Origin of the sequence: Bordetella genomosp. 8, from assembly GCF_002119685.1 — a bacterium.
Classification (GTDB): Bacteria; Pseudomonadota; Gammaproteobacteria; order Burkholderiales; family Burkholderiaceae_B; genus Bordetella_C.
The window spans coordinates 1,610,649-1,629,041 of sequence record NZ_CP021108.1; the positions used below are offsets into that span (position 1 = coordinate 1,610,649).

Consider the following 18,393-nt stretch of genomic DNA (forward strand, 5'->3'; position numbering starts at 1 on the left):
GGGAAGCTGGCCGATCGTTTACTGCGTGGTGCCGCCCGTCGTGCCGCCACCGCTGCCGTTGCCCGGCGTGGTGGTGGCGCCGCCGCCGCCGGCAGCCGGCGCGGTGGTGGAGGGGGCCGGGGTGGACGACGACGGGGCCGTGGTGGAAGGCGTGCTGCTGGCCGGGGCGGGCGCGTCTTCCTTCTTGTTGCACGCGCTCAGCGAAACGGCCAGGACACTAGCCACAACCAGGGTTTTCATCATCATTCGAGATCTCCTTTGTGATGGAATCCGTGCGACCCGGATAGCCTGCCCGCGCAGGTGCCTAACCGGGATGACGGATTCAGGCTACAGGACTTACCCGAACGATTGCGTGTGGAAATTAAAGCTTGCGAGTCCTAAAGGAAACAAGCCTTGCTCTCATGTATAGGGTTTTTCCAGATGTTTCGATTGTGGGGGAATCGGGGCCGAAGCGTGTCTTCTAGAAACCTTTACAGGTTTCAGAGGCGAGATTTGTCTGATTCATATACCAGCCAGCCATCGTCCAGCCATTGGACCAGGCACTCCCGCTCTTCATCGGTCAATTTGGCGGCGGCCGGGTCGCCGCAGGCCAGGCGCCTGGCGTCCGCCAACTGCCGTAGCGCGGGGCTGGCCGGCACCGGCGCGGTTTCGCCGTTGATGAATACCTGCCTGCCGCGATAAAGCATGCGGGTACGGCGGTCCAGCCGCAACACGCCGCTGGCGGGCCATGCGGCCGCCAGGTCCGGGCCGTCCTCGGCGGGCACGTCGAACACCGCGGCGGCGCCGGGTTCCGTCAGCCAGCAGCCCAGGAAGCGGTGCGCCAAGGCTTCGTCGAAGCGCACGCGGCGCACCGCGTCGAGCGCGGCGGCCGCCAGCCCTTCGGGCAGCTCGGCCGGGTGCCTGGTCGCCTGCAGGCCCGCATCCCGATACCGGGCCTGCAGGCGCGGTCCGGGCAGCGGAGGTTCGCCGTAGGGGCCGCTGGGCTGGCCGGCGCGCGCCAGCACCTGCTCCGCGGCGGCTTCGAGCATGCCGCGCGCCAGCGCGGCCTGGTCGGGCGCGCGAAAGCCTATCGAGATCGTCATGCAATCGCCCTGTGCGATGCCGTCGTGCGCTACCTGGGGCGGCAGGTACAGCATGTCGCCCGGCTCCAGCACGTAGGTGGCCTCGGGTTCGAAGTGACGCAGGATCTTCAGCGGCAGGTCGGGCTGCAGGCTCAGGTCCCGTTGCCGGCCGATGCGCCATTCGCGCCGCCCGACCGCCTGTAGCAGGAACACGTCGTAGCTGTCGAAATGCGGTCCGACGCCGCCGCCATCGGTGGCGATGCTGATCATCACATCGTCCAGTCGCGCATCCGGGATGAAGCGGAAACGATGCATCAGTTCGGCGGCGGCGTCGTGATGCTGGTCCACGCTCTGCACCAACAGCGTCCAGTCGGGTTCGGATGCCTTGGGCAAGCGTGCGAACGGCCCGTGCTCCATCTGCCATTGCCCGTCTTCGCGCCAGATCAGGCGCGACGCGACGTCGTCGTTGCGGGCCATCCGCTTCAGTTCGGCGATGCCGACCGGCGGCTTGAAGCCCGGAATGGCCTGGCGTATGAGCAACGGCTTGCGCTGCCAATACGATTTCATGAATTGCGCCGGCGTGCGGCCGCCCAGCAGGTCCAGGGGCTGGTCCGGCTGCGGATTGATCGATGGGATCATGGGGATATGCCTTGAACGATGCGCACGCTTATTGCAGGTGGGCTTTCAATCGATACAGCGTGTCCAGCGCTTCGCGCGGGGTCAGGCTGTCCGGGTCGACGTCGGCCAGGGCCGCGCGCAGCGCCAGCAGTGTTTCGGTTTCGTGGGCGGCGGCCGACAGCGCCGCGGATTCCGCGTCCGCCTGGGCGGCGGCGGCGAACAGGCCCAGCTGCGGCGTCGGCGCGCCTTGCGCCTCCAGCCGCTCCAGCTCCCGGGAAGCCTGGCGGATGACGGCGGCCGGCACGCCGGCGCGCTGCGCCACCTGGATGCCGTAGCTGCGGCTGGCCGGGCCGTCGCGGACTTCATGCAGGAAGACGATGCCGCCGGCCGATTCCGCCGCGGCCAGATGGACGTTGGCGGCGGTAGGCTGTTCGGCGGGCATGCGGGTGATCTCGAAATAATGCGTGGCGAAGAGCGTCAGCGCGCGGTTGTGCGTCAGCAGGCGCAGCGCGATGGCCCATGCCAGTGCCAGGCCGTCGTAGGTGGACGTGCCGCGGCCGATTTCATCCATCAGTACCAGGCTGGCCGGGGTGCTGGCCGCCAGGATGGCGGCTGCCTCCGTCATTTCCATCATGAACGTGGAGCGGCCGCCCGCCAGGTCGTCGGCCGCGCCGATGCGCGTGAAGATCCGGTCGAGCCGTCCGATCCGCGCCCGCGCGGCGGGGACGAAGCTGCCGGTGCGCGCCAGCAGCGCGATCAACGCCACCTGCCTCATGTACGTGGACTTGCCGCCCATGTTGGGGCCGGTGATCAGCAGCATGCGCCGCGTGGCGTCCATCTTGCAGCTGTTCGGCGTGAAGCGTTCGATGGCGCGTTCCACCACCGGGTGGCGGCCGGCGTCGATATCGATCTCCGCGTCTTCCGACAGTTCGGGCGCATTCCAGTCATGCCGGCGCGCATGCTCGGCCAGGGCGGCCAACGTGTCGACCTCCGCCAGCGCCCAGGCGCAATCCGACAGGGCGCGCACGTGGCCGCCCAGCTGGTCCAGCATCTGCTCGTACAGCCATTTTTCGCGCGCCAGGGAGCGGTCCTGCGCCGACAGCACGCGGTCTTCCCAGGTCTTGAGCTCAGGCGTGATGTAGCGTTCGACGTTCTTCAGGGTCTGGCGGCGCCGGTAGTCTTCCGGCACCTTGTCGGCCTGTCCCCGGCTGACCTCGATATAGAAGCCATGGACGCGGTTGAACTCGACGCGCAGGTTGGCGATGCCGCTGCGCTCGCGTTCGCGGGCTTCGAGCTGGATCAGGAAGTCGCCGCCATCGGTGGCAAGCGCGCGCAGCTCGTCCAGCTCGGCGTCATGGCCGGTGGCGATGACGCCCCCGTCGCGGATCGCCGCCGCGGGTTCGGGGGCGATGGTGGCGGCGAGCAGGGCGTGGATGGCCGAGTCGGGACACAGCTTGTCGGCCAGCGCGGCGAAACGGCCTTCCGTGGCCAGCGCGCGGACCTGTTCGCACAAGGCCGGCAGATCGCCCAGCGCGTCGCGCAGGCTGGCCAGTTCGCGCGGGCGCGCGGAACGCAGGGCGACACGGGCGGCGATGCGCTCGATATCGGGAAAGCGCTTCAAGGTGTCGCGCAGGGTGTCCAGGGGCAGGGCGGCCGCCAGCCCCGCCGGCGTGTCCAGCCTGGCGGCGAGCAGCGCGGCGATGGCGCGCTGGCGCTCCAGTACGGGCGCGTTGTCGCGCAGCGGATGATGCAGCCAGCGCCGCAGCAGCCGGCTGCCCATGGGCGTACGGCAGTTGTCCAATATGGAAAACAGCGTGGGGGATTCTTCGCCGCTGAGCGTCTGCGTCAGTTCGAGGTTGCGGCGGGTGACGGGGTCCATCAGCACGTACTGCCCGGGCCGGTCCACGCTGATGCCCTGGACGTGCGACAAGGCCTGCGATTGCGTGCGCGCGGCGTAGCGCAGCAGGGCGCCGGCGGCGCGTACGCCGGCCGGCATGTCCTCGACGTCGAAGCCGGCCAGGGAATCGGTGCGGAAGTGCGCCAACAGATGCGCGCGCGCGCCATCGCTTTCGAAATGCCAGTCCGGAACGCGGGTTTGCGCGCCGTCTATCGAGATGCGCAGGTCCGCGCCTTCCGGATAGACGATTTCGGCCGGTGCGATCCGGTGCAATTCCGATTCGATCTGCGCCGGCGCGCATTCCGTGACGCGAAAGTCGCCGCTGGCCAGGTTCAGCCAGGCCAGCCCGGCGCGCGGCGACCGGCCGGCGCCGGGGAACACCGCCGCCAGGCAGCGGTCCGCCTTGGCGGGCAGCAAGGCGTCGTCGGTGAGTGTGCCCGGGGTGACGATGCGCACGATGCGCCGCTCGACCGGCCCCTTGGACGCCGCGGGATCGCCGATCTGTTCGCAGATGGCGATGGATTCGCCCAGCGCGACCAGCCTGGCCAGGTACTGCTCCATGGCATGGACGGGCACGCCGGCCATGGGAATGGGGCTGCCGTTGGACGTGCCGCGCTTGGTCAGCGTCAGATTGAGCAGGCGCGCGCCCCGTTCGGCGTCTTCATAGAACATTTCATAGAAGTCGCCCATACGGTAGAAGAGCAGCAGCGGGCCGGCTTCGGCCTTCAGCTTGAGGTACTGCTGCATCATCGGCGTGTGGCCGGACAGATCGCTTTTTTCCGACAGATCGTTTTTTTCCATTAATACCGAACGCTTTGCGGGCACGGCCGTGCTGGCCGCGCAAAGTTTCGATTGTATCGGGACGGGCCCCTGCGATCACCCCCGGCTCCGGCACGCCGCCGAGCGCCGAACCGGCTAGGAAGCGGCTGGCTGGGAAACCGCGAAGTAGTGCGCATGGCGCCTGATCAACGTGGCCATGTGATCGGCGATGGGCAGCAAGGGGGTATTGCTGCGCCTGACCAGGCTGATGCTGTAGCTCGGAAGCGTATCGACGAGCTTCAAGGCCTGCAGGGATCCGGACAGGCCCGGTTGTTCGATCATGATGCGGGGCAAGGCGCAAAGCATATCGCTGTGCACCAGCAGGGTGTTGAGCGTCCACGTCATGTCGCACTGGACAAGGCGGGTAGGCCGCGGCAGATCGCGCTGGCGGAACGCTTCAAGGATCGCCGATCCCGGGCCGCGCCCCGGCGGGCCAGTCAGCACCCAGACACAGTCGACCAGATCCGAAAGCGAACGCGCCCGGCTGAGCGGATGCCCGCGCCGGCACGCCACCACTAGGTCGTTGTAGAAAAGGTGCTCCACATCCAGGGTGGATTCGTGCATATCCGGTACGGCGACGATCGCCATGTCCAGGCTGCCCTGGTGCAGGGGGCCGATATGGTCGTAGTAGGAGCCGCCGTACATATTCACGTTGACGGCGGGAAAGCTGCGCTGGAAGTCCTTCAGGACGCCGGGTAGCAGTGCGACCCCAGCCGATGGCCCGACGCCCATCGAAAGCGATCCTTCCATCTTGCCCTGGCGCTGGGCAATGTCTTCGGCCGCCTTGCTGGCCTGGGAGTCGATCAAGCGTGCATGCGCGAGCAGCGCTCGGCCCGCCTCGGTCAGCGCGACGCCGCGCGAGCGACGCTCGACGAGGACCGCATGCAGGCCGTCCTCGAGGGCGCGGATATTCTTGGCCAGCGCCGGGGCGGTGACGCCACGGCTGCGCGCCGCGGCCCGCAGGCTGCCCAGGTCGGCGACAGCGATGAAGTCGCGTAGCTGTTGGAGCGTCATGAGCCTGGGACCGTTTACCAAAGGTTTACATAGATGCCTCGCAGTATACCAACAGCAATACAGTGGTTGGTACATTCCCATCCATTCCAGCTGCGACGCCTACGCAGCCGGTACCAGAACAATCAGCGTCCACGCTGGAAAGGAGACAGGCATGACAATCATCGACAAGCTATGCGCCACGCTGGCCCTGGGCGTCGCGGCAGCCCTGGCCGCCGGCCACGCATGTGCCGCCGACTATCCGGTCAGGGCGACAACCATCTATGTCGGGTTCGCCGCGGGCGGCCCCACCGACGTGGTCGCCAGGCTGCTCGCCGAAGGCTTGAGCAGAAAGCTGGGTCAACCGTTCGTGGTCGAAAACCGCCCGGGCGCCAGCGGCGAGCTCGCCGCGAATCTGGTGAAGAAGGCCGCGCCCGACGGCTACACGCTGATGGTAGGCGCCAACGGCACCTTGGCCATACTTCCCGTCGTCAAGAAAGGGTTGGGATACGAGCCCTTGCACGACTTCACACCGATCGCGCCGGTCGCGCGCTTTCCGTATTACCTGGTGGTTTCCAACCAGTCCAGGTTCAGGTCGTACGGCGACCTGATCGAAACGGGCCGCAAGCCGGCCGAAAACCTGACCTTCGGCTCGGCCGGCCCGGGATCGGCCAACCATCTCGCCGGCGTCTGGTTTTCCAAGGCGGCGGGGATCGCCTCCACCCACGTTCCCTACAAGGGCGACGCGGCCGTGCTGAGCGACCTGATTGCCGGCAGGGTCGATTTCGCCTTCCTCGCGGGATCGATCGTCATTCCCCAGGTCGACTCGAAGAATCTTCGCATGCTCGCGTCCGCCAGTTCCTCCGCCGACATCGGCTTGCCGGGCCTGCCCATATTGGGCCAGGGGCCCTTGGCGGGCTATTCGGCCGAGCCATGGAATGGCCTGCTCGGCCCCGCCGGCATGCCGGAAAGCGTGGTCAGGACGCTGAACGCCGCGGTCAACGAAGTCATGACCAGCGATAGCGTGGCCGCCAGGCTCAAGGCGATCGACCAGTATCCGTTTCCCGGTTCCGCGCAGGCGTTCGCGGACCACATTCGCACGCAGACCGAACGCACGGCCGAGATCGTCCGCAAGTCGAATCTCACGATCGAGTGAACGCGAGGGCGGACGACAGTTGAAGGGAAGGCTACCTGGAAGGCGACAAGCATGAGTCGAAGACTGGCAGGAAAAGTGGCGATAGTGACCGGTGCGGGATGCGTGGGGCCCGGTTGGGGCAACGGGCGCGCGGTGGCGGTGCGTTTCGCGCAGGAAGGCGCGCTGGTGCTCGCGGTGGACAAGAGCGCCGACGCGATGACGGAAACCTTGGCATTGGCGGGCGATGCGGCGCCGCGGATCAGCACCTGGACGGGCGATGCGACGCGGTCGGACGACGTGCAGGCGATGGTCCAGGCCTGCGTGGCGCGCTTCGGGAAGATCGACGTGCTGGTCAACAACGTCGGCGGTTCGCGCAAGGGCGGGCCGGTGGATCTTGCCGAAGCGGATTGGGACGCGCAGATCGACTTCAACCTGAAGAGCGTTTTCCTGGCGTGCAAATTCGCGATTCCGGAGATGCTCAAGGTGGGCGGCGGCGCCATCGTCAATACGGCATCGACATCCGCCTTGCGATGGACTGGCGCGGCGCAGGTGGGCTATGCGTCAGCCAAGGCGGGGATCGTTCAATTGTCACGCGTGGTCGCGATCGAGTATGCGGCTCGCAACATACGCGTCAACACCGTGATCCCCGGCCAGATGCACACGCCCATGGTGGAGGCCCGTCTGGCGAAGCAGCGCGCGGGCGGCGATCTGGACAGCTTGCTGGCACAACGACAGTCGCGGATCCCGCTGGGCTTCATGGGCGACGGGCGCGATACGGCGAATGCCGCGCTGTTCCTGGCCTCCGATGAAGCACGTTTCATCACGGCAACGGAAATCGTCGTCGATGGCGGCATGAGCGCGCGTTGCGACTAGCCGCCGATTCAATGAGCCGCACGCCGCGGCGAGAGGAGAAGCATGTTGAAAGCTGGGTTCATTGGTCTGGGCCGGATGGGATACGCATTGGCCTCGAATCTTCTACGCAACAAGGTCGACGTGGTCGTCCACGACATCCATCCCGATCCCGTCAAAAGCCTGGTGGACAAGGGCGCCACGGCGGGCGCGGGCGCCAGGGCGGTGGCCGAAGCGGCGGACGTCGTCTTCACGATGCTGCCGGGGCCCAGGCAATCCCGCGAAGTGCTCCTCGGGTCCGATGGCGTACTCGCCAACCTGACCGCCGGCAAGCTGTGCATCGAACTCAGCACGGTCGATACCGATACGGTCGATGAAATCGGCCGTGTCGCCAGGGAAAAAGGCATACGCTTCGCCGACGCGCCCGTGGGGCGGCTGGCGACCAGCGCCGACAAGGGCGAATCGCTGTTCATGCTGGGCGCGACGGATGCCGACTTCGACGCATGCCAGTCCGTCCTGCTGAAAATGGGCAGCACCGTGCTTCATTGCGGCGGTCCGGGGTCCGGCACCCGCATGAAGTTGATCAATAACCTGATGGTGCTGTGCTATTGCCAACTGAATTCGGAGGCGCTGGTGCTGGCGAGTTCGCTGGGCATGGATATCCGGAAGACTTTCGACGTCCTGACCGGCACGACGGCATCGAATGGCCAGCTCAAGGAAAAGTGGCCGATCAAGGTTCTCAAGGGCGACCTCACGCCGGGATTCGACATCGCGCTCGGCTTCAAGGACCTGACCCTGGCTTGCCAGGCCGCACAGTCCAGCGGCGTGTCGCTGCCCGTGGGCGATCTGGTGCGCGGCATGTTCCGGCTGGCGCGCAATGCGGGGTACGACGGCAAGGACACCTCGTCGCTCACGGAGTTCTGGGCGGCCGCGAACGGCGTCGCCGTTCCCCGGTGCTGACGCAAGGGCGTCTGTCCATCACCCTCAAAGACAAGGTCAGAACTATGGAATACGCGCAATTCATCGCCGGTGAGTTCCGGCAAGGCACGGCCGGTAAAACGTTCCGGATCGTCAATCCTGCCAATGGCGAGGCGCTCGGCGATTTCGCCTGCGCCGCCCGCGGCGATGTCGAGCAGGCCATTTCGGCCGCGGCGGCGAGCTTCCGCGGCTGGCGCGATACCTCGCCGGTGGAGCGCTCGGCACTGCTGCGACGCGTGGCCATCCTGATGAAGGAGCGGACCGAGGAATTCGCGCGCCAGATTTCGCTGGAGCTGGGCAAGCCCGTCGGCGAATCGCGCAAGGAAGTGGCCACCGCCTTGGAGATGTTCGAATGGGCGGCGGAAGAAGCGCGCAGGCTGTACGGGCGTGTCATTCCCTCACGCACGATCGGGACTACCCAGACCATGGTGCTGGAATCCATCGGTCCGGTGGCCGCCTTCGCGGGCTGGAACGCGCCCGCCATCACGCCCGCGCGCAAGATCAGCGGCGCATTGGCCGCCGGCTGCACGGTCGTGCTGAAACCTTCCGAGGAGACCGCCGGCGTGGCGTTGTTGATGGCCAGGGCGATCAAGGACGCCGGCATTCCGGACGGCGTGGTCAACATGGTCTTCGGCGAACCCGTGGAGATTGCCGATCTGCTGTGCGCATCGCCGAAGATCGCCATGTTGACGTTCACGGGCGCAACGTCCGTCGGCAAGGAACTGGGCGCCAAGGCCGCCAGGACCTTGAAGCGGGCGACGCTGGAACTGGGCGGGCACGCTCCCGTCATCGTCTGCGCGGACGTCGATGTCGATCGCGTCGTCAAGGCGGCAGTCGCCACGAAGTACAGGAATTCCGGGCAGTTCTGCGTCTGCCCCACGCGCTTCCTGGTCGATGAGGCGATCTTCCCCGAGTTTTCGGAAAAATTCGTCGACGCCGCGAGCGCGCTGAAAGTGGGGGATCCTTTCGACCCCGCCACGCAGATGGGTCCGCTGAAGAACCAGCGCCGCTTGGAGGCGGTCGAGCGGCTGGTGGACGACGCCCGCGGCCGCGGCGTCCGGATTGCCGCTGGTGGCGCGAGGATGGGCACGGCAGGGTACTACTACATGCCCACCGTGCTGCTGGAGCCGGGCGTCGATAGCGACGCGGCCAATATCGAGCCTTTCGGCCCCATCGCACTGCTTGCTTCGTTCGGGCGGCTGGACGACGCCATCGAGGAGGCCAATCGCCTGCCGTTCGGGCTGGCCGCCTATGCGTACACCAACCATCTGGGCACGGCGGATCGCCTTGCCCGTGAAATCGAGAGCGGTTCGGTGTGCATCAATGAATGGCAGGCCTCGCTGCCCGAAACGCCCTTCGGCGGCCACAAGGACAGCGGGCTGGGGTCGGAAGGCGGAATCGAGGGGATCCGCGAATTCCTGCGCGTCAAATGCGTGCGCCAGGGCGCGAGCACCTGATAGGACCCCTTGGGCCGCACAGGATCACAGAACAGCAAAGGAGACAATCATGAGCGCTATACCCCGAGCTGGCGCGTTGCCGGGCGCGGTGCGAACCGCGACGTCCATACGCCGGGTGGTCCTGGCGGGCGCCATCGGCACGCTGGTCGAATACTACGATTACACCGTCTATGCGTTTCTTGCCACGACGCTGGCCATTCTTTTCTTTCCGGACATGGGCGCGTTGGCGCTGCTCTATACCTTCGCGGTGTTCGGCGTCGCGTTCGTGGTTCGCCCACTGGGTGGCATCGTGCTGGGCGCGCTGGCCGACCGCTACGGCCGCAAGCCGGCCCTGTTGGTATCCGTCGTCATGATGGTGGCCGCCACCGCGCTCATCGGGCTGCTGCCGACGTATGCGCAGGCGGGTTTTCTTGCGCCGGCGCTGCTGTGCTTGCTGCGATGCGTACAGGGATTCGCCGCGGGCGGGGAGATGGGCGGCGCGGTGGCCTACGTGGCGGAAGTCGCGCCCGATGCGCGGCGTGCCGCGTTGGCGAGCACGACGCAGATCGGCTGCCTGGCGGGAACCATGGGCGGCGCGATCGCGGTCGCGTTGCTGAACGCCTCGATGAGCCTGGACGACCTGCATGCCTGGGGCTGGCGCATTCCTTTCCTGATCTCCGCGCCGATAGGCGTGATTGCGCTGCTGGTGCGCCACAAGATGGAGGAGACGCCCGACTTCGTCCGCATGGAAAACCAGAGCAAGATCGAGAAAGTGCCCACGCTGACCCTGCTGCGCGAATACCCCAGGGGCGTGCTGGCGATCGCCTGCATAGGATGCTGCGCGATGGCGGGCTACTACATTCCGTTCACCTATTTCGTCACGTACTTTCAGAAGCAGCAGATCATGTCGGCCCAGATGGCAGGTTGGTCCGCCACCTTGTCGATGGTCGTGGCGGCGGCGGCCATCTATCCGTTCGGTGTCCTGTCCGACCGGATCGGACGCAAGCCGGTCCTGATCGGCGCGAATCTGTGTTTCATCGTCTTCAGCTACCCGCTTTTCATGGCGATGCAGACCTCGCTGGCCTGGGCCGTCGGCGCGCAGATCGCGCTGGGCCTGTTCGAAGCCGCGTATCTGTCGACCAACTACACGGTCTATAGCGAGCTGCTGCCGACCAAGGTACGCACCAGCGGCATTAACCTGGGCATCAGCGCGGCGGCGATCGTGGCGGGCGGCTCGGCCCCCTACCTGGCGACATGGCTGATCGCAAGCACGGGCTCGCCCACCGCGCCGGCATGGATACTGATCGGGGCCGCGATCATCTCGGGCGTGGTGGTGCTTGGGATCGAGGAATCGGCCGGTAAAGCACTGCGCGAGGAATGAATGGCTGACTGGAAAACGCATGGCGACATGAGCCTTCCGCCGCAAACCGCCGACGAAGACGACCCGCCGGTGCTGCATCCGCCGCGCCTGGATCCTGCCTGGTACACGGCGCGGCCCGAGCCGGCGATCGAGCCGGAGCTTGCCATCATCGACGCGCATTTCCACTTCTCCGATCATTGGGCGGGCTATGGCCTGGACGACCAGCTACGGGACGTGGGCGGAGGACACCGGATCGACGCCACGATATTCATGCAGGTCGGCTGGAAGTACTGGACGAGCGGGCCGGCGCATCTGCGACCGGTCGGCGAAACAGAGGCCGTGGTGGCCCTGGCTGAAGAAGCCGCGGCGCGTGGCGCGACGACCAGGGTCGCGGCCGGGATCGTCGGATATGCCGACCTGCTCCTGGGCGACGCGGTAACGGAGATCCTCGAAGCCCACGTCGACGCGGGAAAGGGGCGGTTCCGGGGCGTGCGGTGTTCGGCGGCGCGCCATCGATCGTTCAAGTTCGGCGTGCTGCCCCGGCCACCCGTCGGTCTTTACGCGTGTCCCGGGTTTCGCGCCGGCCTGCGCCGGCTGGCCGCCATGGGCCTGGTCTTCGATGCCTGGATCTACCACCCCCAACTGGCTGAAGTCCTTGACCTGGCGCGGGCCGTGCCCGAGGCCATGATCGTCCTGGACCACATCGGCGGCATTCTCGGGGTCGGCGACTACGCCGGGCGTGGCGACGAGGCCTGGCGGGAATGGATGAAGTCGATCAGGGCGCTGGCGGCGTGCCCCAACGTGTTCGTCAAGATAGGGGGCTATGGCATCGCGACCTTCGGCCACAGGACGGAATCGCTGTCGTCGCCGCCATCCTCCGCCGCGCTGGCCGAACTGTGGCGGCCGTCGGCGGAAGTGGTCATGGAAGCGTTCGGCTCGCACCGCTGCATGTTCGAAAGCAATTTTCCCGTCGACCGTTCGTCCGGCAATTACTGCACCGTCTGGAACGCGTTCAAGCGCATCGCCGCGGGCGCCGGGGAACAGGAGAAGAACGACCTGTTCTCCGGCACCGCGGCCAGGGTCTACCGGATCTGACCTGGGGACGCCGTGTAATCCACGGCGTGACAAGAGCCGCTCAGATCGCGTCAGGCAGGTGGAAAGTGGCGGATTGTTGATTGGTATTGAATTTGCATGTTCGTTTCAGTGCATTTATCCAGCGAAGGATAACGATAAGAATGGTCGCCATGGCAAGCTTTTCAGGAGATATCCATGGCCTACACCATCCTGGTGACCGGCGCATCGTCCGGTTTTGGCGCGATGACGGCCCGCGCGCTGGCGCGGGCGGGGCATGTCGTCTACGCATCGATGCGCGAAACGGCGGGCCGCAACGCGCCGCGCGTGCGCGAGATCGTCGAGTGGTCCGCGACGCACGGGTCTGAAACGCGGGCCGACCTGCGGCCGCTCGAGCTGGACGTCCAGTCGGAATCGTCAATCGAAGCGGCGGTCGCGCAGGTGCTGGCGGAAAGCGGCCGGCTGGACGTGGTGGTGCATAACGCCGGGCATATGGCGTTCGGGCCGGCCGAGGCCTTCACGCCGGCACAGTTCGCCCAGCTTTACGACATCAACGTGCTGGGCACGCAGCGCGTGAATCGCGCGGTGCTGCCGGTGCTGCGCCGGCAAGGGCGCGGCCTGCTGCTGTGGGTCGGCAGTTCCAGCCACCGCGGCGGCACGCCGCCCTATCTTGCACCGTACTTCGCCGCCAAGGCCGCGATGGACGCGCTGGCGGTCAGTTATGCGGGCGAAGTGGCGCGCTGGGGAATCGAAACCAGCATCGTCGTGCCGGGTGCGTTCACCAAGGGCACCAACCATTTCGCGCATGCCGGCTCGCCCGCCGACCAGGCATGCCAGGCGGAATACGATGCCGGGCCCACCCACGGGCTGGCCGACGAAATCCTCACCAACCTGGCGGCCTGCGAGCCGCCCGATGCCGACCCCGCCAGCGTCGCGCGGGCCATCGTCGACGTCGTGGACGCGCCTTATGGCAGCCGGCCCTTCCGCGTGCACATCGACCCATCGGATGACGGCTGCGCCGTGGTCGGGCCGGTGGCCGACCGCATCCGCGCCGAGTTCCTGCGGCGCGTCAACCTGGGCGACCTGCTGTCGCCGCGCATCGATAAGGAGACTGCTCATGGCCGGCAATAATCTGGGCAAACACATGAAGGTCGTGCTGGGTGAATCGATCGTCGCCTCATCGGCCGCCACCGTCAGTACGCTGGCCTTGGAGCTGCCGGTGTGGGCGATGTTCGTCGGCTGGATCGCGTTCTTCACCCGCGGCCTGAACCTGCGCAGCGGGCTGGTGAACCTGGCCTGCGTGCTGATGGGCGTTGCCCTGGGCATAGGCGCGGCGCATGTGCTGGGCGCGCTGGCGCCGCTGCTGGGCGACTATGCGATCAGTGCCGTCGTGGTGGCGGTCACCGCCGTGGCCCTGTCGCTGGCGCGTCTGCCCGTGTTCAACAATCTGCTGGGATTTTTCCTGGGGCTGGTGGCGTATTTCGCATCGCACATGCCACCGACGCCGGCGACCTTCTCCAGCCTGGGCCTGGCGGCCGCCCTGGGCGGCGTCGCCGCGTTCTGCGCCCATGCGTGGCAGCGTCGCATCAACGCAGCGGGGCAGCCGCGGTCGTAGGTTGGCCGGTGGCGCCGCCTGGCACCCTTTGCTCAGAACTGCCGCGCCTGCACGCTGGCGGCCGGCGTACCGCGATCGGTCAGGCCCATTTTGGCGATCAGCATGTCGAAGACATAGCGCGTCAGGGGATTGATCAGGTCGCTGCGCATCCAGAGGAAGTAATTGGCGTCCGGCAGGGGCGGCAGGCCGTCCTTTTCGCCCAGTACGCGCATATCCGGCCCCAGGAATTCGATGCTGCGCGCGGTCACGCCCAGGCCGGCGCGCACCGCGGCGCGGATGCCGACCAGATTGGGCGCGACGTAGTTGGTCTGCCAGGGCACGCGCGCCTGTTCCAGCGCATTCAGGGCCAGCCGGCGGAACAGGCTGGGCTCGTCCGCCAGCACCAGCGGGACCGGCAAGTTGGCGTCGTGGACATAGCTGGCGGATGCAATCCAGGCGGTGGGCGACGTGCGCAGGATGACGCCCTCGTAGGCGGGATCGAAGCGCGTGGAGATGGTCAGGTCCAGTTCCCCGGCGCGCAGCGCGTTCATCAGGAAGGGGCTGCGATCGACGCGTATTTCCAGCCTGACGCGTGGCGACCAGCGGGTGATGTGTGTCAGCACCGTCGGCAACAGGGTTTCGGCGACGTCATGCGGGGCGCCCAGGCGCAGCTCGCCTTCCAGTTGGCCATCCTGCATCGCGCGCATCGCTTCGTCGTTGATGGCCAGCATGTGGCGCGCGTAATCCACCAGCTTGCGTCCGTGCGGCGACAGCAGCTTGTTGCGGCCTTGCTTTTCGAACAGGGGCAGCCCGACGATGCTTTCCAGCCGCTGCATCTGCTGGGTAATCGCCGATTGGGTTCTGTGCAACCGCTCGGCGGCCGCCGAGAAGGTCTGGGCCTGGTCTATGGCAGCCAGGGTACGCAGCAGGTCCAGGTCCAGATTGCGCATGCCGTCTCCGACATATTACGGAAGCTAATGAGTTATTAAATCAAATTAATTTGTCACGCCGCAGGCAGGCCCGTAGAGTAACGCCAAAATCGCATTTCCACAGGGGTTACGCTCATGGCCGGCTTGCATCCGCATAACAAAGACATTTCAGCTGCGATCGAAAACATAAAGGATACTGTACAAACGCAGGGCCTGAGCCGTGACAGCCTGGACGATGTCCTGCGCACGGTGGTCGGCCTCGCCAGCCATGCCGACTGGTGGGGCGCCGACCGCTACCCCGCGCCGGAAGGCGACGAGCGCCAGGCCCGCTACCTGATAAGCGAAACCCCCGACAAGACCTATGCGCTGTACCTGAACGTGATGCGCCCGGGCAAGAAGATCGTCCCGCACAACCACACCACGTGGGCGTGCATCGCGGCGGTGGAAGGCATCGAATACAACTACGTCTACGACAGGTTGGACGACGGCAGCGAGCCTGGCGTCGGCCGCCTGGAAAAGACCGGCACCGTGGTGGTGGAACCCGGGACCGGCATCGCCCTGATGCCCGACGATATCCACGCCGTGGAAATCCGTGGGGATGGCGTGATCCGCCATCTGCACATGTACGGCCGCGCGCTGGAAACGCTATCCGAGCGCCTGTCCTTCGACCTGGACACCGGCACCTGCAAGGTCATGCCCATCGGCGTGCAGACGCGTCGCTGAACGGAAGCCCACCATGGATGAACAGTACAAGCCTGGCACGCGGCTGCTGCGTGCCGGGCGGCCGCATCGCGGCTGGGTCAACACGCCCGTCACCCGCGCCAGCACCTTTATCTACGAGAACGTGCAGCAGTGGCGCGACACGCGCGCGCGCCGCGAAAAGGAACGCCTGCTGTCCTACGGCGCGCGCGGGACCGACAGCACGCATGCGCTGGAAGACGCGCTCGTCGAGCTGGAAGGCGGCTATCGCGCCAAGGCCTACCCGACGGGCCAGGCCGCCATCGCGGTGGTGCTGCTGGCCTATCTGAAGTCCGGCGACCACGTACTGATCACGGATGCGGTGTACGAACCGGTAAGGCGCTTCTGCGCCGAACAACTGTCCCGCTGGGGCATCGCCTTCAGCTACTACCAGCCCGACGGCAGCGACCTGGCGGACCAGATCCGTCCCAATACCCGCATGATCTATGCGGAATGTCCGGGTTCGCTGGTCTATGAAATGATGGACCTGCCGGCGGTCGCGGACTTGGCGCGACGCCACGATTGCTGGCTGGCGGTGGACAACACCTGGGGCTCCGGCCTGCTGTATCGGCCGCTGGCGCTGGGCGCCGATATCTCGGTCTGCGCGGCGACCAAATACCTGGGCGGCCACGCCGACGTCATGATGGGCACGGTGGTCACCAACGAAAGGGCCTGGGCGCCGCTGGAGCGGGCCACTGTCGATATGGGCCAGACCGTGGGCGCCGACGATGCCTACCTGGTGCTGCGCGGCCTGCGCTCCATGCCGGCGCGGCTGGCCATGCACGAACGCCACGCGCTGCGCGTCGCGGAATGGCTGCAAAGCCGTCCGGAGGTGGCGCGAGTCCTTTGCCCCGCCTTGCCCGACCATCCCGGCCACGCGCTGTGGGAGCGGGATTGCACCGGCACCAACGGCCTGCTTTCAATCGAATTCGCGCGCGGCATCCAGGACGCGGACGTCGAGCGCATGATCGATGCCTTCCGCCTGTTCGGCCTGGGCGCATCGTGGGGCGGCTTCGAAAGCCTGTGCGTGCCGGCCTATATGACCCGTGCGCGCACCGTGGCGGACTGGTCGGGGCGCGGGGCGGTATTGCGGCTGCATATCGGCCTGGAAGATCCCGAGGACCTGATCGCCGACCTGGACCAGGCCATGGCCGCGCTGAAACGCTGACACCTCGAACGCCTGGCACGCTGAAACGCTGAGCGCGGCGCACCCGCGCCGTTCCACACCCGAGATCATCCCGGCACGCCGCGTCGCGCGGCGCGTGGGGACGCTTTTTTCCTTGAATCCCGCAGGCCCACATGACCCAGCCACCTACCGACGACACGTCCATTCCGCGCATCGACGCCGCCACGCTGAAACGCTGGCTGCATGACGGCGCCGAAATCGGCTTGCTGGATGTGCGCGAGCACGGCCAGTATGGCGAAGGCCATCCCTTCCTGGCGGTGTCCCTGCCTTACAGCCGCCTGGAGCTCGAAGCGCCGCGCCTGCTGCCGCGCAGGACGGCCCGCCTGGTCGCATTCGACGACGGCGACGGGGTGGCGCCGCGCGCCGCGGCGGCGCTGCGCGGCCTGGGCTACACGGACGTCCACGTGTTGCAGGGCGGCGCGCCGGCCTGGCGAGCCGCGGGCTTTACCCTGTTCGCGGGCGTCAACCTGCCCAGCAAGACCTTCGGCGAACTTGCCGAACATATCTGCCACACGCCGCGCATCAGCGCCACCGACCTGGCGGATCGCCAGCGCAAGGGCGATAAGCTGGTGGTGCTGGACGGCCGCCCGTTCACCGAATACGCCAAGATGAACATTCCTGGCGGCATCTGCTGCCCGAACGGCGAGCTGGCCTTGCGTATCCCGGACCTGGTTCCCGATGCCGACACTACCATCGTGATCAACTGCGCGGGCCGCACGCGCAGCATCATCGGTGCGCAGACGCTGATCAACCTGGGTCTGCCGAATCCCATCCTGGCGCTGGAAAACGGCACGCAGGGCTGGTACCTGGCCGACCTGCCGCTTGAGCATGGCTCCCGCCGCAGGCACTCCGAAGCCATGCCGGCGCAGGCGCTGCCCGCGCTGCGCGAGCGAGCCGAGGCGCTGGTGCGCCAGTACGGCGTCGATACCGTGGATGCCGTCCAGGTCCGCGCGTGGCTGGCGGATGCCGGCCGCACCACCTACCTGTGCGACGTGCGTACGCCCGAGGAATACGCCGCCGGCACGCTGGCGGGTGCGCAGCATGCGCCGGGCGGCCAATTGATCCAGGCCACCGACCAGTACGTCGGCGTGCGCAATGCGCGCATCGTGCTGCTGGATGGCGAAGGCGTGCGTGCCCCGGTGGTCGGCAGCTGGCTGAAGCAGATGGGATGGGATGTGCATGTGCTGCGCGACGGCGTCGAGGCGGACCTGCCGAAGACCCGCTCGACGGCGTCCGGTGCGTCTCCGGCCCTGCCCGCCATCGCCACGGCCGCGCTGGCCGCCGCGCAGCGCGATGGCGCGGTCCTGCTGGACCTGCGGCCCGGCATGGCCTACCGCAAGGGCCACATCGCCGGCGCGCTCTGGTCCATACGCCCCAGATTGCACACCTTGGACCTGCCGCGCGGCGCGCGTGTCGTCCTGCTGGCCGCCGAGTCCGCGGTGGCCGCGCTGGCCGCGCGCGACCTGGCGGCGCTGGGCATCACGCAGGTCCAGGCGAACTGCGACGGCGTGGACGCCTGGCGCGCGAGCGGGCTGGCCATCGAAGCCACCGACGACGTGCCGGCCGACAAGGAATGCATCGACTACCTGTTCTTCGTCCATGACCGCCATGACGGCAACAAGGCCGCGGCGCGCCAATACCTGGCATGGGAGACCAACCTGATCCATCAGATCGACGAACAGGAACGATCGATATTCCGTTTTCCGGCCGGTTCCGCCGCGGCTTGACGCCA

16 protein-coding genes are annotated in these 18,393 nt (G+C 67.0%); 11 read left to right on the plus strand and 5 right to left on the minus strand.

Features of this window, described 5'->3' with window-relative positions; translation table 11 throughout:
• Nucleotides 1-18 precede the first annotated feature (18 nt).
• The 4 genes from CAL12_RS07405 to CAL12_RS07420 form a co-directional block, all read right to left on the minus strand.
• Complete coding sequence (locus CAL12_RS07405) at nt 19-246, minus strand: endopeptidase (RefSeq protein WP_086063906.1); 228 nt, start codon at nt 244-246, stop codon at nt 19-21.
• A 233-nt stretch (nt 247-479) separates the two neighbouring features.
• Complete coding sequence (locus tag CAL12_RS07410) at nt 480-1,700, minus strand: ribosomal protein uL16 3-hydroxylase (RefSeq protein WP_086063907.1); 1,221 nt, start codon at nt 1,698-1,700, stop codon at nt 480-482.
• Nucleotides 1,701-1,728: 28 nt separating this feature from the next.
• On the minus strand, nt 1,729-4,377 hold the full coding sequence (mutS, locus tag CAL12_RS07415; RefSeq protein ID WP_420042759.1) for a DNA mismatch repair protein MutS: 2,649 nt from the start codon (nt 4,375-4,377) through the stop codon (nt 1,729-1,731).
• Nucleotides 4,378-4,491: 114 nt separating this feature from the next.
• Nucleotides 4,492-5,409, minus strand: coding sequence for a LysR substrate-binding domain-containing protein (locus CAL12_RS07420; RefSeq protein ID WP_198298398.1), 918 nt, complete (start codon nt 5,407-5,409; stop codon nt 4,492-4,494).
• Nucleotides 5,410-5,560: 151 nt separating this feature from the next.
• Between CAL12_RS07420 and CAL12_RS07425 the strand changes: the two genes are divergently transcribed.
• The 8 genes from CAL12_RS07425 (at nt 5,561) to CAL12_RS07460 (ending at nt 13,829) form a co-directional block, all read left to right on the plus strand.
• On the plus strand, nt 5,561-6,541 hold the full coding sequence (locus CAL12_RS07425) for a Bug family tripartite tricarboxylate transporter substrate binding protein (RefSeq protein ID WP_086063909.1): 981 nt from the start codon (nt 5,561-5,563) through the stop codon (nt 6,539-6,541).
• Nucleotides 6,542-6,592: 51 nt separating this feature from the next.
• On the plus strand, nt 6,593-7,393 hold the full coding sequence (locus CAL12_RS07430; protein ID WP_086063910.1) for an SDR family NAD(P)-dependent oxidoreductase: 801 nt from the start codon (nt 6,593-6,595) through the stop codon (nt 7,391-7,393).
• A 42-nt stretch (nt 7,394-7,435) separates the two neighbouring features.
• On the plus strand, nt 7,436-8,329 hold the full coding sequence (locus CAL12_RS07435; protein ID WP_232464733.1) for an NAD(P)-dependent oxidoreductase: 894 nt from the start codon (nt 7,436-7,438) through the stop codon (nt 8,327-8,329).
• Between the two features lie 44 nt (nt 8,330-8,373).
• Nucleotides 8,374-9,804 (plus strand): NAD-dependent succinate-semialdehyde dehydrogenase, encoded by a 1,431-nt coding sequence (locus tag CAL12_RS07440; protein ID WP_086063911.1) that lies wholly within the window; start codon nt 8,374-8,376, stop codon nt 9,802-9,804.
• A gap of 49 nt (nt 9,805-9,853) precedes the next feature.
• Nucleotides 9,854-11,164: an MFS transporter gene (locus CAL12_RS07445; RefSeq protein WP_086063912.1), complete on the plus strand. Its 1,311-nt coding sequence runs from the start codon at nt 9,854-9,856 to the stop codon at nt 11,162-11,164.
• On the plus strand, nt 11,165-12,238 hold the full coding sequence (locus tag CAL12_RS07450) for an amidohydrolase family protein (protein WP_232464734.1): 1,074 nt from the start codon (nt 11,165-11,167) through the stop codon (nt 12,236-12,238).
• A gap of 174 nt (nt 12,239-12,412) precedes the next feature.
• Nucleotides 12,413-13,345: an SDR family oxidoreductase gene (locus tag CAL12_RS07455; protein ID WP_086063913.1), complete on the plus strand. Its 933-nt coding sequence runs from the start codon at nt 12,413-12,415 to the stop codon at nt 13,343-13,345.
• The gene (locus CAL12_RS07460; protein WP_086063914.1) at nt 13,332-13,829 is read left to right on the plus strand and encodes a DUF1097 domain-containing protein; all 498 of its coding nucleotides are present in this window, start codon (nt 13,332-13,334) and stop codon (nt 13,827-13,829) included. The genes CAL12_RS07455 and CAL12_RS07460 overlap by 14 nt, the downstream gene beginning before the upstream one ends.
• Nucleotides 13,830-13,861: 32 nt before the next feature.
• On the opposite strand, the gene CAL12_RS07465 is transcribed toward CAL12_RS07460, so the two are convergent.
• Nucleotides 13,862-14,758 carry a LysR substrate-binding domain-containing protein gene (locus CAL12_RS07465; RefSeq protein ID WP_086063915.1) on the minus strand — a complete coding sequence of 299 codons (897 nt, stop codon included), beginning with the start codon at nt 14,756-14,758 and terminating at the stop codon, nt 13,862-13,864.
• 114 nt (nt 14,759-14,872) lie between these two features.
• Here CAL12_RS07465 and CAL12_RS07470 point away from each other — a divergent pair, with 114 nt between their 5' ends.
• The 3 genes from CAL12_RS07470 (at nt 14,873) to CAL12_RS07480 (ending at nt 18,388) form a co-directional block, all read left to right on the plus strand.
• The gene (locus tag CAL12_RS07470; RefSeq protein ID WP_086063916.1) at nt 14,873-15,460 is read left to right on the plus strand and encodes a hypothetical protein; all 588 of its coding nucleotides are present in this window, start codon (nt 14,873-14,875) and stop codon (nt 15,458-15,460) included.
• Nucleotides 15,461-15,473: 13 nt separating this feature from the next.
• Nucleotides 15,474-16,643 carry a cystathionine beta-lyase gene (gene metC / locus CAL12_RS07475; protein ID WP_086063917.1) on the plus strand — a complete coding sequence of 390 codons (1,170 nt, stop codon included), beginning with the start codon at nt 15,474-15,476 and terminating at the stop codon, nt 16,641-16,643.
• 131 nt (nt 16,644-16,774) lie between these two features.
• Nucleotides 16,775-18,388 carry a rhodanese-like domain-containing protein gene (locus tag CAL12_RS07480; RefSeq protein WP_086063918.1) on the plus strand — a complete coding sequence of 538 codons (1,614 nt, stop codon included), beginning with the start codon at nt 16,775-16,777 and terminating at the stop codon, nt 18,386-18,388.
• Nucleotides 18,389-18,393 lie beyond the last annotated feature (5 nt).

What these genes read in the sequence shown, in the direction of transcription:
- CAL12_RS07445 (WP_086063912.1), top strand. Translation starts at nt 9,854, where the DNA reads ATGAGCGCTATACCCCGAGCTGGCGCGTTGCCGGGCGCGGTGCGAACC.
- CAL12_RS07425 (WP_086063909.1), top strand. Translation starts at nt 5,561, where the DNA reads ATGACAATCATCGACAAGCTATGCGCCACGCTGGCCCTGGGCGTCGCG.
- CAL12_RS07470 (WP_086063916.1), top strand. Translation starts at nt 14,873, where the DNA reads ATGGCCGGCTTGCATCCGCATAACAAAGACATTTCAGCTGCGATCGAA.
- CAL12_RS07435 (WP_232464733.1), top strand. Translation starts at nt 7,436, where the DNA reads ATGTTGAAAGCTGGGTTCATTGGTCTGGGCCGGATGGGATACGCATTG.
- CAL12_RS07405 (WP_086063906.1), bottom strand. Translation starts at nt 246, where the DNA reads ATGATGATGAAAACCCTGGTTGTGGCTAGTGTCCTGGCCGTTTCGCTG.
- CAL12_RS07480 (WP_086063918.1), top strand. Translation starts at nt 16,775, where the DNA reads ATGACCCAGCCACCTACCGACGACACGTCCATTCCGCGCATCGACGCC.
- CAL12_RS07455 (WP_086063913.1), top strand. Translation starts at nt 12,413, where the DNA reads ATGGCCTACACCATCCTGGTGACCGGCGCATCGTCCGGTTTTGGCGCG.
- CAL12_RS07440 (WP_086063911.1), top strand. Translation starts at nt 8,374, where the DNA reads ATGGAATACGCGCAATTCATCGCCGGTGAGTTCCGGCAAGGCACGGCC.
- CAL12_RS07450 (WP_232464734.1), top strand. Translation starts at nt 11,165, where the DNA reads ATGGCTGACTGGAAAACGCATGGCGACATGAGCCTTCCGCCGCAAACC.
- CAL12_RS07430 (WP_086063910.1), top strand. Translation starts at nt 6,593, where the DNA reads ATGAGTCGAAGACTGGCAGGAAAAGTGGCGATAGTGACCGGTGCGGGA.
- CAL12_RS07410 (WP_086063907.1), bottom strand. Translation starts at nt 1,700, where the DNA reads ATGATCCCATCGATCAATCCGCAGCCGGACCAGCCCCTGGACCTGCTG.
- mutS (WP_420042759.1), bottom strand. Translation starts at nt 4,377, where the DNA reads ATGGAAAAAAACGATCTGTCGGAAAAAAGCGATCTGTCCGGCCACACG.
- CAL12_RS07460 (WP_086063914.1), top strand. Translation starts at nt 13,332, where the DNA reads ATGGCCGGCAATAATCTGGGCAAACACATGAAGGTCGTGCTGGGTGAA.
- metC (WP_086063917.1), top strand. Translation starts at nt 15,474, where the DNA reads ATGGATGAACAGTACAAGCCTGGCACGCGGCTGCTGCGTGCCGGGCGG.
- CAL12_RS07465 (WP_086063915.1), bottom strand. Translation starts at nt 14,758, where the DNA reads ATGCGCAATCTGGACCTGGACCTGCTGCGTACCCTGGCTGCCATAGAC.
- CAL12_RS07420 (WP_198298398.1), bottom strand. Translation starts at nt 5,409, where the DNA reads ATGACGCTCCAACAGCTACGCGACTTCATCGCTGTCGCCGACCTGGGC.